Here is a 12,176-nt window from a genome sequence, read left to right as displayed (position 1 = left end):
TCCCGACCCGCCAGTGTGCACTGTCCTTCGTCGCCGCTGGGCAGCCCTGGTCGGGACAGGGTGACACAACTGTGCCGGATCCTCCGCCAGGAGGACGCGCTACGCGGCCGGCCAGGTGCGTTCCGCGACGCCCCTGGGCGCGCGTCCGACCAGCTCGGCGAGCCGTTCGAGCCGCCGTCTGCCGACGACGCGCAACGCCGGTCCCCCGGCTTTCCCGGTCAAGAGTGTCGAGGGCAGGCCCGACGTGGCCAATGCTTTTCGCAACGCTTCGTGCGTGTCGGGCGCCTCGGGGTCGAGGCCGAGGAGGTACCCGGAGCCGGACTCGACCCACCGGCCGGACGTGAGCGCCCACAGCCGCAGGGCCGCGCCGTCGAGCGTGAAATCGGGCGGGACGACCTTGCGGTCGCCGTCGAACCACTGCGCCGCCAACCCGGCCAGGTCGGTGCGGAAAGCCGTCGTGACCTGCCACGCCTCGATGACCACGGGTTCGGCTGTCTCGGTCTCGGTCTCGCCCTCGGCAGCTTCCGCTTCCGGCTCCGGCGCGGGCTCGGGTTCCGGCTCGGCGGCTGCCGGTCCGCGCCGGCCCGACCCGATCACGACGGGCGCGAACCCGTCCGGCTCGTCGTCGACCAGCTCGTCCAGGGGCTCGCCCAGGTCGTCGAGAGGTTCGACCAGCTCGTCGAACGGGTCGTCGGGGACTGGTTCGTCGGGAACGGGCTCGTCCGGGGCTACCTCGTCCGGGGCTACCTCGTCCGGATCGGGCTCGGCCGCGGCGGCCTCGGTCCCGGCCGGCTCGTCCACCCCTGGCTCGTCCACCCCTGGCTCGTCCACCCCTGGCTCGTCCACCCCTGGCTCGTCCACCCCTGGTCCGGCCGCTTCGGGCTCGTCCTCGGTGGCCCCGGCCGCGACCTGCACCGTCCGCACGAGTTCCACCCGGGCCTGCACGCCCCGCTCGGCCAGCGCCGCCACCACCGCGGCGGCCCGGTCCCGGGTGTCGAGACCCACCGACACCCGGGCCGCACGTCCGCGGGCGAAGCCCAGCGCCCGGCCGGGCCCGCACAGCAGGCCCGCCAGGTCACCGACGCAAGGCTGTCTCGCCTCGGCCGAGTAGAAGGACAATTGCCCCACGAAGACGCAGCGTAGAACACACGTTCGACCACGGCCAGTCTCCGAAGGGCTGAACCACGTACCCCAATGGCCTCACGCGTCCCAGCGGTGTCAGCTGCCGAGGCTCTTCAGCGTCTCGGCCATCGCCACGCACTCCGGCGCCTCCTTGAACGCCTGGCCGAGCTTCGGGTCCTCCTGCAGCTTCTTGATCTGTTCCTGCAGCTTGGACGGGTCCGCCTGGTCGCCGCCCAGCTGCTCCAGCTTGGTGGCGAACTCCGGGTCGGCCGGGTCCAGCGCCGCCAGCTCGGTGTTGACCTCGGTCAGCGTCTTGCCCGAATCGGTGAAGAACTTGACCAGCTCGTCGTGCAGCTCCTGGCTCTCGGGCGACGGCGCGCCGAGGTCCTCGAGCTTCGCGCCCGCCTCGGTCAGCGACTTGCCCGCCTTGGAGCTGTAGTCGAGCAGCGCCGTCTTCTGCACGGCCGGGTCCTCGGCGCCGCCCTCGAACATCGTCTTCAGCAGGGTCAGCACGCCCTCGATGGTGGGCGCGATGCCCTCGCAGAACGTGCCGGTCCACACGATCGGGTCGGCGGTGGCCGCCGCGGTCGTGGTGGTCGTGGTGGTCGCGGTCGAACCGGACGACGAGGACGAGCCGCCACCCCCGCACGCGGACGTGACGAGGACTGCGGCGAACACGCCGGCGAGCGCGACACGGTGCTTCACGGAAATGCCCCCCAAATCGGGTGAAAAAGGTGAGGGGGCAACCTACTACGAGGTCGGCGTGACGGCTTCCGACGGCCTCAGCGTCCGCAGGTCCTGGCAGGCCGGCGCCTTCTCGGCCGCCGCGGACAGCTCCGGCGACGCCTCCAACTGCTTCAGCGGCGCGACGAAATCATCCAGCCGGGTGATGGCCTCCCCGGCGGCCTGCAACCCGCCGACCGGGTCGTTGGCGTCCGCCGCCTCGATGGCCGCCTTCGCGTCGCTGAAGTTCTTCGCGATGTCGGTGAACGTCGCCGCCATCTGCTCGACCTGCTGGTCACCGCCCGCCACCGGCGAGGGGCCCACGTCGCGCAGCTTGGTGGCGGTCTGGGTGAACGCGTCGGCCATCTGGCCCATGTACGCGCCCATGTCGGCCTTCAGCTTCGCCGGGTCGTTCGCGTCCAGCTGCGGCGGTGTCTTCGGCACCGTGGCGAACGACGCCGCCGCCGTGCACACCTTGTCCATGTACGCCACCGCCGCCGCGTCGGACGGAGCCGCGGACGACGACGTGGGCGCGGTGGAGTCACCCCCGGACCCGCACCCGGCAACCGCCACGACCAGGGTGGTCGCGGCGACCAGCGGCAGAAGTCTCATCAGGGTGCTCCCCATCGTTGCGTGCAACTCCGATCCCGGGCGACACCGAACAGTGTGCCCCCATCCGGGCGCGCCCACCCGGCCTACCCGGACGTGGGAGGGCGGGGTGCCCCCGACTGCGGCACCCCGCCCTCCCACTCGCACGTCACGCGGAGGTGGTGACCTCCGCCGGGGTGTCCGAGATCGCCGTGCCGCGCCGCTTGGACACGACCACGGCGCCCACGATGACCACGACCGCCACGATCGCGATCGCGTACCGGATGCCGGCCGACTCGCCGGAGCCGACGGAGAACCCGACGATCGCGGGCGCGATCAGCACCGAGACCAGGTTCATCACCTTGATCAGCGGGTTGATGGCCGGACCGGCGGTGTCCTTGAACGGGTCGCCGACGGTGTCACCGATGACGGTCGCGGCGTGGGCGTCGGAGCCCTTGCCGCCGTGGTTGCCGTCCTCGACCAGCTTCTTCGCGTTGTCCCAGGCGCCACCGGAGTTGGCCAGGAACACCGCCATCAGCGTGCCGGTGGCGATCGCGCCGGCCAGGTAGCCGGCCAGCGGGCCGACGCCGAGGCCGAAGCCGACCGCGATCGGCGCCAGCACCGCGAGCAGGCCGGGGGTGGCCAGCTCGCGCAGCGAGTCCTTCGTGCAGATGTCGACGACCTTGCCGTACTCCGGCTTGACCGTGCCGTCCATGATCCCGGGGTTGTCGCGGAACTGGCGGCGCACCTCGAACACGATCGCGCCGGCCGCGCGGGTCACCGCGTTGACCGCGAGACCGGAGAACATGAACACCACGGCCGCGCCGATGATGAGGCCGACCAGCACGTTCGGGCTGAACACCACGTTGGTGAACGACACCGGCACCTCGCCGAGGCCCACCTGCACGTCCCGCAGCGCCTGCTCGATCGCGTCCTTGTAGGAGCCGAACAGCGCGGTCGCCGCCAGCACGGCGGTGGCGATCGCGATGCCCTTGGTGATGGCCTTGGTGGTGTTGCCCACCGCGTCGAGCTCGGTGAGGATCTGCGCGCCCTCGCCGTCCACGTCGCCGGACATCTCCGCGATGCCCTGAGCGTTGTCGGAGACCGGGCCGAAGGTGTCCATGGCCACGATGACGCCGACCGTGGTCAGCAGGCCGCAGCCGGCCAGCGCGACCGCGAACAGCGACACGACCACCGAACCGGACAGCAGGAACGCGCCGTAGACCGCGCCGCCGATGACCAGCGCGGTGTAGACCGCCGACTCGAAGCCGACCGAGATGCCGGACAGGATGACGGTCGCCGCGCCGGTGAGCGAGGTGCGGCCCACCTCCTTGACGGGCTTGTGCTCGGTGCCGGTGAAGTAGCCGGTCAGCCACAGGATGACGCCCGCCAGCACGATGCCGATGATCACCGCGACGGCGGCGATCAGGGCCGGGTTGCCCGGCGTGCCCGCGATCTCCTCCGACACGCCCGCGAGGCCCGCGAACGAGCTGGGCAGGAACACGAACGCCGCCACCGTGCACAGCACCGCCGAGACGACCGCCGAGATGTAGAATGAGCGGTTGATCGCGGTGAGGCCGTTCTCGCCGGTGCGGGCACTGGTGATGTAGACGCCGATGACCGCCGTGAGCACGCCGATCGCGGGCACGATCAGCGGGAACAGCAGGCCCTTCGCGCCGAACGCGGCCGTGCCGAGGATCAGCGACGCGACCAGGGTGACGGCGTAGGACTCGAACAGGTCCGCCGCCATGCCGGCGCAGTCGCCGACGTTGTCGCCCACGTTGTCGGCGATGGTCGCGGCGTTGCGCGGGTCGTCCTCGGGGATGCCCTGCTCGACCTTGCCGACCAGGTCCGCGCCGACGTCGGCGGCCTTGGTGAAGATGCCGCCGCCGACCCGCATGAACATGGCGAGCAGGGCGGCGCCGAAGCCGAAGCCCTCCAGCACCCTGGGCGCCTGGCCGACGTAGACGAACACGACCAGGGCCGCGCCGAACAGGCCCAGGCCGACGGTGAACATGCCGACCACGCCGCCGGTGCGGAACGCGATCCGCATGGCCTTCTCCCGGCCGCCGGTCTCCTTGGCCGCGGCGGCGACGCGCACGTTCGCGCGGGTCGACAGCCACATGCCGAGGTAGCCGATGACGGCGGAGAAGCCGGCGCCGACGAGGAAGAACAGCGACCTGCCGATCCGTTCGCCGATGTCCTCGGCAGGAAGCGCGAACAGCAGCACGAACACGATCACGACGAAGATGCCGAGCGTTCGGAACTGCCGGTTGAGGTAGGCCGCTGCGCCCTCTTGGACCGCCTTGGCGATGTCCTGCATCTTGGAGGTGCCCTGGCCCGCGGCCAGCACCTCCCGGAGCAGCACGTAGCCCACGGCCAGGGCAGCCAGGGCGACCACGGCGACCACGGCGACGAGGCCGCGATCACCTCCGGAGAGCTCGAGGCCCTCCGCGAGGAATTGCCGGGACATCCGTCCTCCTGGTGAGTTTTCCAAGCCCAATGTCAGGGCCACCCCGCTGGTGTGAGGCGGGTCACTCACGCGACTGTCAGCCCCGACACAACGTGATGCACCCCTCATTGGATGCGATAGCGGCGGAGTCTATTCATAGTGCGCAACCAGGCAACAACGCGTCCCGATCCGTACACACACCGTTATCCGCAGAGGTGGGGTTCGGATGTCCCCCGGGTGTGCGAAGCTGCGCCCCGTGGCGAACCAGGGACGTCGTTTGCTGGACCGTGTCCTCGCCGGGGTACCCGCGGGCGAATCGCCGTTGACGCACACCGAAGAGCAGCCCCCGCGTCCCGCGCAACCCGTCGAGTGGCCGTCGTGGGCAGCCGAACCGGTGGTGTCGGCGCTGGTGGAACGGGGTGTGGCCCAGCCGTGGCGGCACCAGGCGCAAGCGGCGGAGCACGCGTGGTCCGGATCGCACGTCGTGGTGGCGACGGGCACCGCGTCGGGCAAATCGCTGGCGTACCAATTGCCGGTCCTGAGCGCGTTGACAGTTGATCCGAAGGCAACAGCTCTGTACCTCTCGCCCACGAAGGCGTTGGGCGCGGACCAGTTGAGATCGGTGAGCGGTTTGGGCGTGCCGGGCGTGCGCGCGGCGTCGTTCGACGGCGACACGCCGATGGCGGAACGCGATTGGGTGCGGGCGCACGCCAACTGGGTGTTCAGCAACCCGGACATGCTGCACCGCGGCGTGCTGCCCAACCACGCCCGGTGGATCAGGTTCCTGCGCCGGCTGTCGTACGTGGTGGTCGACGAATGTCACACGTACAGGGGAGTTTTCGGTTCCCACGTGGCGTTGCTGCTGCGGCGGTTGCGGCGGGTCGCGCAGCGGTACGGCGCGGATCCCGTGTTCGTGCTGGCGTCGGCGACGGTGGCCGATCCGGCGGCGTCGGCGGCGGCGCTGCTCGGCGCGCCGTGCGAGGCGGTGACCGAGGACGGGTCGCCGCGCGCGGGGCGGACGGTGGCGTTGTGGGAGCCGCCGCTGCTGGACGACCTGGAGGGCGAGAACGGGGCGCCGGTGCGGCGTTCGGCGGGCGCGGAGACGGCGCGGATCCTGGCCGACCTGGTCGTGGAGGGCGCGCGGTCGTTGGCGTTCGTGCGGTCGCGGGTGGGCGCGGAGCTGACCGCGTTGGGCGCGCGGCGGGTGTTGTCGGAGGTCGACCCGTCGTTGGCCGAGCGGGTGGCCGCCTACCGGGGCGGGTACCTGCCGGAGGAGCGGCGGGCGCTGGAGCGTGCCGTGTCGTCGGGCGAGCTGCTCGGCGTGGCGACGACGAACGCGTTGGAGCTCGGCGTCGACATCGTCGGGTTGGACGCCGTGGTGGTGGCCGGTTTCCCGGGCACGCTGGCGTCGTTCTGGCAGCAGGCCGGGCGGGCGGGGCGGACCGAGGACGCCGACGCGCTGGTGGTGTTCGTGGCGCGGGACGACCCGTTGGACACCTACCTGGTGCACAACCCGTCGGCGGTGCTGGACAAGCCGGTCGAGGCGACGGTGCTGGACCCCGCGAACCCGTACGTGCTGGAGCCGCAGCTGGCGTGCGCGGCGGCGGAGCTGCCGCTGACGCCGGAGTCGCTGGAGTCCTTCGGCGGTGACGCGGCACTGGCCGTGGTGGAGGACATGGTGGCGCGGCGGGTGCTGCGGCGGCGGCCGAACGGCTGGTACTGGACCTCGCACGACCGGCCGCACTCGTCCGTGGACATCCGCGGGTCCGGCGGCGAGCAGGTCGTGGTGGTGGAGGCCGACTCGGGGCGGATGCTCGGCACGGTCGACCCCGGTTCGGCGTGCTGGCAGGTGCACTCCGGCGCCGTCTACCTGCACCAGGGCGAGTCGTACGTGGTGGACGAGCTGGACCTGGACAGCGGTCTGGCGATGGTGCACGCGGAGAAGCCGGACTGGACGACGACCGCGCGCGACACCAAGGACATCTCGGTGGTCCGGGTGCTGGAGAAGCGCTCGTTCGACGGGGTGACGGTGTGCCTCGGCGAGGTCGAGGTGACCTCGCAGGTCGTCGGTTACCTGCGGAAACTGCCGTCCGGGCAGGTGGTCGACTCGGTGCCGCTGTCGCTGCCCGCGCAGACCTTGGTGACACGGGCGGTCTGGTACACGGTGTCCGCGGAGTTGTTGGGCAGTGGGGCGGGGGGGGGGGGGGGGGGGGCCGGGAGCGCCCCCCCCCCCCCCCCCCCCACCACCCCCACGGCGACCAGCCCGTCCCCCCCCCCCCCCCCCCCCCCCCCCCCCCCCCCCCCCCCCCCACGCCGCCGAACACGCGGCGATCGGCCTGCTACCGCTCTTCGCGACCTGTGACCGCTGGGACATCGGCGGAGTCTCGACCGCGCTGCACCAGGACACCGGGGAGGCGACGGTGTTCGTGCACGACGGTCATCCCGGGGGAGCCGGGTTCGCCGACCGCGGGTTCAACGCGGTAGTCCCGTGGTTGGTCGCTACTAGGGAGGCCATCGCGGCTTGCGCGTGCCCGGCCGGGTGCCCGTCCTGCGTGCAGTCGCCGAAGTGCGGGAATGGCAACGATCCGCTGGACAAGGCGGGCGGGGTGGCCGTGCTGGACGTCGTGCTCGGGGTCGTCGGGGAGAGCCGCCACGACGTCCGGCACGGCCGAGTCGATCAGGACCGGTCGGCGGCGACCAGGCCGTAGGCGCTGGTGCGGTCGGCGGCCTGGAGCAGGGCGTCGCGGACCACGTCCACGTGCGGCAGGTGCCACGCGCAGATCTGCGGCTTGACCCGCCAGTGCACGACGCCGACGTGGCCCGTGCTCGGCGGCAGCGGGACGTACTCGCCCTGGCCGTAGTGCTTGACGTCCGGGTCCGTGACCGGCGTGCCGCCGGAGGCGACCAGGAACATCCAGCGGCCTTCCGGGGTCGCCACGATCGGCACCGGGACGCCGGCGGCGCGCAGTTCGACCGCGGCGCGGCGGCCGAGGTCGGCGCTCACCTCGACGGCGTCCACGCCGTGGCCGGTGGCCAGCAGGATGCTGTAGGAGTGGCCCGCCCACCAGGTGGCGACCTGCTCCGCCTTGGTGCCGATGCGCTCCTGCCAGTCGCGGTGCACCGGGACCGGCCCGAGGTCCTCGACGCCGTCGCGCCCGGCCCACCGCTCACCCGCCGGATAGGTGCCCGGCAGCACAGGCCACCCGTGCCACGCGAGGTTGACCGCCTCTGCGCGCAGCTCGATGCGGAAGGCCCCGCGCCAGCTATCCGACCACTCCATCTTTCGTTCGCCTCCTGCGTCCTGCGTCCACGACACCGTGTCGCGCGTCGTTCGACACCGTGTCGGTGCCACCACTTGAACTAACGCCATGACCGGGGGTTTTGGTAACCGCCTGTCGACAACTGGTCGTTGTGGCACGGCGAACGCGGCGGCCGGGGGCGTGGAGCAGAACGGCCTGCGAGCCGTCCGCCCGCCGCGAAGCCGCGAATCTGCGGTCGTGTGAGTCCGCTCACCGCCGACGGACGACCGTTCGTCGTGTCGGGTACGGGTTACGGTTCGGCCGGACCTGCACGGGCCCGGGCGCTGGGCGCGCCGAACACCGTGGGCTCGCCGGTGACGCGGACACTCACCTCCCACCCCTCCACCTGGCACGAGGCCAACCGCCCACCCATCCGTTCGACGACCCACTCGGCCCGGCCGCAGGCGTGCGCCACCCCACCGGCCAACTGCCCGGCCGCCGCCAACGCCCCGAGGTCGGCCGCCGCACCCAACCGGTGCCTGCCCACCACGGCCTCACCGACGTGCACGCCGACCACCACGAGCCCAAACCACACCGCCCCCACCGCGACCGCCATGACGGACGCCGCCCCACGGTCATCACCAACCACCCACCCCTCCCCTCCTTGTCTGTCCCTACTTCCGGCCCTTCGCCCTGCTCCGACCCCTGCGCTCCGGCCCCTGCCCTCCCCGCCCTTTCCTGTCCCGCCGGCCCTTCCTGCCTGCCCGCCCCCTTCCTGCCCGGCATCTCCCCGATCGCCGCGACCGACGCGGGCCTCAGCGGCTCACCGGCCGCCGCGACCACCGCCGCCCGAGCCGTCCGCCGACTCCCGCGACCCGAGCCGTCCTTCGACTACTCCGGCTCGACTACTCCGGCTCGACTACCCAGCTCGGCTACCCAGGCTGGACCACCCCCGGCTCGACCACCGCGTACGCACGTGCCCGCAGTTCGACACCCAGCCGCGAGACCGCGACCTCCACCGTTGCCGTGTCCCCCTCCCTCCTCACCTCCCACCGCGCCCCTTCCGGCGCGATCGCCCCGACCACTGCGTCGACCCGCGCGGAATCGCCCCGGGCGACCAGCCGAGCCGCCTCCCGTGCCGCATCCGTGCACCGGAGCTGAGCCACGACCGCCATGACCGCGGCGACACCCAGCACCAGCACGGCGACCAACCCGCACACCGCCACCGCCGCTTCGACGGTCACCCCGCCCCGGTCATCGCCCAGCACCTCCCGCCTCACGCGTCCACCGTGAACGCCCGCTGCACCAAGGCCCGGAGCAGCCCTTCCACCCAGTCCCCGCTCATCAGCGAGTACAGGAGCAGGGCGATCGCCGTGGCGGCAAGCGTGCCGATCGCGTACTCCACCGTCGACATCCCGCTGTCGCCCAACACGTTCCGCCTGCCGGCCACCATCTCCCACTCTCCTTCAGCTCCACTGTGGACAGTTACCAGTCGTCGCTCACGCCGGCGACGACGCCGATCACCACCGGCACGACGCCCAGGCACAGGAACGCGGGCAGGAAGCACAGCGCCAGCGGTCCCGCCACGAGCACCGCGGCGCGTTGCGCACGGGCCTCGGCCTGGTCGGACACCCTCGCCCGCGCCTCCGCGGCCAGGTCCGCCGCCGCCCCGGCCAGCGCCGCGCCCGACCGGGCCGTCCGACGTGCCGCTCGCGCCAGCGGCGCGGTGTCCGGGTGGGCGAGCGCCTTGGCCCACGCGTGCACCGGGTCCGCGCCCAACGTCAGCAGGTCGACCACCTCGCGGAGGCGTTCGGCCGGCCCCGGAGGGACGGCCGGCAGCACGGCCCGCACCGCGCCGGCCACCGGCAGGCCCGCCCGCAAGGCGGCGGCCAGCAGGTCCCACGTCGCCGCCGCGGCGAACGGGTCCGGCGGCCTGGCCTTCGGCACGGGTTTTCGCCTGGTCCTCGGTCGCAGCCGCGCCGCGGCTCTCGTCGGCGCGGGGAAGGCGATCACCGCCAGGGCGAGCAGCAGCAGGCTCATGCGATCACCTGCCTGGTCAACCGACCGCTCCACCGCAGCCCGGCGCAGATCAGGGCAACCCCGGCCACCAGCAGCACCTGTCCCGGCGCAGTGCCGGACAGGACGGCCAACGGTCCCGCGCCGCCGAGTTCGCCCAGCACCACGCCGAGGAGCGGCAGCCCGGCCAGCACCGCCGCGCCGGCCCGCGGACCGGCCATGCGGGCGTGGACCTGCCCCGCGAACGCGGTGCGCCGGTCGAGGTCCCGCCGGACCGCGTCCAGCACGTCGGCCAACGGCACGCCGTGCACCGCCGACAGCCGCCACGCCCTGGCCAGGTGGGTGGCGTCGGGGAAGTCGGCCAGCGCCGCCTCGACCTCGCCACCACGTGCCGACGTCGCCGCGATGGCCCGCAGGACGTCGGTCGCCGGCGGCTGTGCGTCCTCCGCCGCGCCGATCGCCGCCTTGGCCGGGTGAGCGCCCGACCGCAGTTCCGCGACGAACGCCTTCAGCCCGTCGGCGAGCGCGACGGACGCCGCCATCCGGTCGCGCTGCCGGATCGCCTCCCGGTACGTCCGCCACACGGTCGCGGCCAGCAACGCGCCCGCGATCGCGCCACCTGCTCCCACCGGCATCCCCAGCGCGATCCCCACCAGGACCACCAGCACCCGATTGGGCCTCCACGACTTCCACCGCCCCGCGGGCCGAGGCCCGGCGAGCCGCCGTCGCGCCCGGGCCGACGGCAGCACCACCAACGCGGCGGCCAGCAACAGCAGGCTCATGACGCCCTCACCAGGCCCTTGAGCACCGCGCCGGCTTCCTGCCAACCCCCGTCACGCCGCCACGCGGGTCGGACGACGAGGTGACCGGACCGCCGTTCCAGCACACCGATCTCGGCCAGGTACCGCGTGCCGTCGCCCGCCCGGCGCATGTGCAGCACGACCTTCACCGCGGCGGCCAGTTGGCTGTGCAAGGCGTGCCGGTCGAGCCCACCGAGCGCGGCCAAGGCCTCCAGCCGCGCGGGGACTTCGGCCGGCGAGTTGGCGTGCAACGTCCCCGCGCCGCCGTCGTGCCCGGTGTTCAGCGACGACAGCAGCTCGCACACCTCCGCGCCCCGCACCTCCCCGACCACGATCCGGTCGGGCCGCATCCGCAACGCCTGCCGGACGAGGTCGCGCATCGTCACCTCGCCCGCGCCCTCGACGTTCGGGCCGCGTGCCAGCAGGCGGACGACCTGCGGGTGGTGGGGCTGGAGTTCTCCTGCGTCTTCGACGCACACGACCCGTTCGTCGTGCGGCACGCACCCCAACAACGCGGCGAGGAGCGTCGTCTTCCCCGAACCCGTGCCGCCGACGACCAGGAAGGCCTGCCGGGCAACCACGATCGCCCGCAGCAGGTCGGCCGCCATCCGGTCGAACGTGCCGCAAGCCTCCAAGGTCTCCAGGTCGTGCACCGCCGGGCGGAGGACCCGCAACGACAGGCAGGTGAACGGTGAGATCGGGGGCAGGACCGCGTGCAACCGCACCGAGCCGGGCAACCACCCGTCGACACAGGGCGCGGCGTCGTCCAACCGCCGCCCGGCCGCCACCGCGAGCCGCTGCGCGAGCCGACGAACGGCCGCCTCGTCGGGAAAGGCGACGTCGGTGCGCCGCAACCCGCCGACCCCGTCGACCCACACCTCATCCGGCCGGGTGACGAGGACGTCGGTCGTGTCCGGGTCCCGCAACAGCGGCTCCAGCGGCCCGGCACCGACGAACTCCTGCCGCAGCACCGAAAGCGCCCGCTGGACGTCCTCGTCACCGAGCACCCCGCCGGCCTCACCACGCACGGCCGCCGCGACAGCCGCCGACGTGAGGTCACCGCGCCCGCTGGCCAGCCGCAGGCGAACGCGCTCAACCAGATCGTTCACAACCACCCTCCCTCAAAGCTCGACGACGACCTCCCAGAACCTCCCGAGCCGCCTCGACCAGCCCCGGCCGGCCATCGCCCGGCTCGCCCAGGAACGACGCGGACAGCTCGGCGAGCACCAGCTCCGA

General features: G+C 72.9%; 11 protein-coding genes and 1 pseudogene. 1 reads left to right on the top strand and 11 read right to left on the bottom strand.

Annotated elements, in window-relative coordinates:
- Positions 1–99 precede the first annotated feature (99 nt).
- The 4 genes from ACZ7GX_RS22730 to ACZ7GX_RS22715 form a co-directional block, all read right to left on the bottom strand.
- A complete protein-coding gene (locus ACZ7GX_RS22730) occupies positions 100–1,128 on the bottom strand; it encodes a hypothetical protein (protein WP_498779281.1) in 1,029 nt (342 codons plus the stop codon).
- 90 nt (positions 1,129–1,218) lie between these two features.
- A complete protein-coding gene (locus ACZ7GX_RS22725; protein WP_498779280.1) occupies positions 1,219–1,827 on the bottom strand; it encodes a hypothetical protein in 609 nt (202 codons plus the stop codon).
- Positions 1,828–1,872: 45 nt separating this feature from the next.
- Positions 1,873–2,457, bottom strand: coding sequence for a hypothetical protein (locus tag ACZ7GX_RS22720; RefSeq protein ID WP_498779278.1), 585 nt, complete (start codon positions 2,455–2,457; stop codon positions 1,873–1,875).
- A 145-nt stretch (positions 2,458–2,602) separates the two neighbouring features.
- Positions 2,603–4,906, bottom strand: coding sequence for a sodium-translocating pyrophosphatase (locus ACZ7GX_RS22715; protein WP_498779277.1), 2,304 nt, complete (start codon positions 4,904–4,906; stop codon positions 2,603–2,605).
- Positions 4,907–5,111: 205 nt separating this feature from the next.
- Here ACZ7GX_RS22715 and ACZ7GX_RS22710 point away from each other — a divergent pair.
- A pseudogene (locus ACZ7GX_RS22710) lies at positions 5,112–7,593 on the top strand (DEAD/DEAH box helicase).
- Here the strand turns inward: ACZ7GX_RS22710 and ACZ7GX_RS22705 are convergent.
- From ACZ7GX_RS22705 to ACZ7GX_RS22675, 7 genes are all read right to left on the bottom strand, one after another.
- A complete protein-coding gene (locus ACZ7GX_RS22705; RefSeq protein ID WP_498779275.1) occupies positions 7,563–8,165 on the bottom strand; it encodes a bifunctional DNA primase/polymerase in 603 nt (200 codons plus the stop codon). The pseudogene ACZ7GX_RS22710 and the gene ACZ7GX_RS22705 overlap by 31 nt on opposite strands.
- Before the next feature lie 269 nt (positions 8,166–8,434).
- Entirely contained in the window at positions 8,435–8,773 is a 339-nt protein-coding gene (locus tag ACZ7GX_RS22700; RefSeq protein WP_498779273.1) for an Rv3654c family TadE-like protein, read from the bottom strand.
- Between the two features lie 283 nt (positions 8,774–9,056).
- Positions 9,057–9,404 carry a TadE family type IV pilus minor pilin gene (locus ACZ7GX_RS22695; protein ID WP_498779272.1) on the bottom strand — a complete coding sequence of 116 codons (348 nt, stop codon included), beginning with the start codon at positions 9,402–9,404 and terminating at the stop codon, positions 9,057–9,059.
- Positions 9,401–9,577: a DUF4244 domain-containing protein gene (locus ACZ7GX_RS22690; protein WP_498779270.1), complete on the bottom strand. Its 177-nt coding sequence runs from the start codon at positions 9,575–9,577 to the stop codon at positions 9,401–9,403. The genes ACZ7GX_RS22695 and ACZ7GX_RS22690 overlap by 4 nt, the downstream gene beginning before the upstream one ends.
- Before the next feature lie 32 nt (positions 9,578–9,609).
- Positions 9,610–10,164, bottom strand: coding sequence for a type II secretion system F family protein (locus ACZ7GX_RS22685; protein WP_498779269.1), 555 nt, complete (start codon positions 10,162–10,164; stop codon positions 9,610–9,612).
- On the bottom strand, positions 10,161–10,922 hold the full coding sequence (locus ACZ7GX_RS22680; protein ID WP_498779267.1) for a type II secretion system F family protein: 762 nt from the start codon (positions 10,920–10,922) through the stop codon (positions 10,161–10,163). The genes ACZ7GX_RS22685 and ACZ7GX_RS22680 overlap by 4 nt, the downstream gene beginning before the upstream one ends.
- Positions 10,919–12,049: a TadA family conjugal transfer-associated ATPase gene (locus tag ACZ7GX_RS22675; protein WP_498779266.1), complete on the bottom strand. Its 1,131-nt coding sequence runs from the start codon at positions 12,047–12,049 to the stop codon at positions 10,919–10,921. The genes ACZ7GX_RS22680 and ACZ7GX_RS22675 overlap by 4 nt, the downstream gene beginning before the upstream one ends.
- Positions 12,050–12,176: the final 127 nt, after the last annotated feature.

It is taken from the genome of Actinosynnema sp. NPDC037264, assembly GCF_055603705.1.
This window is presented reverse-complemented; position numbering and strand designations above follow the sequence as displayed.

Coding starts and splice junctions, on each gene's coding strand:
- ACZ7GX_RS22720 (WP_498779278.1), bottom strand. CDS start 2,457: ATGAGACTTCTGCCGCTGGTCGCCGCGACCACCCTGGTCGTGGCGGTT.
- ACZ7GX_RS22715 (WP_498779277.1), bottom strand. CDS start 4,906: ATGTCCCGGCAATTCCTCGCGGAGGGCCTCGAGCTCTCCGGAGGTGAT.
- ACZ7GX_RS22705 (WP_498779275.1), bottom strand. CDS start 8,165: ATGGAGTGGTCGGATAGCTGGCGCGGGGCCTTCCGCATCGAGCTGCGC.
- ACZ7GX_RS22690 (WP_498779270.1), bottom strand. CDS start 9,577: ATGGTGGCCGGCAGGCGGAACGTGTTGGGCGACAGCGGGATGTCGACG.
- ACZ7GX_RS22685 (WP_498779269.1), bottom strand. CDS start 10,164: ATGAGCCTGCTGCTGCTCGCCCTGGCGGTGATCGCCTTCCCCGCGCCG.
- ACZ7GX_RS22680 (WP_498779267.1), bottom strand. CDS start 10,922: ATGAGCCTGCTGTTGCTGGCCGCCGCGTTGGTGGTGCTGCCGTCGGCC.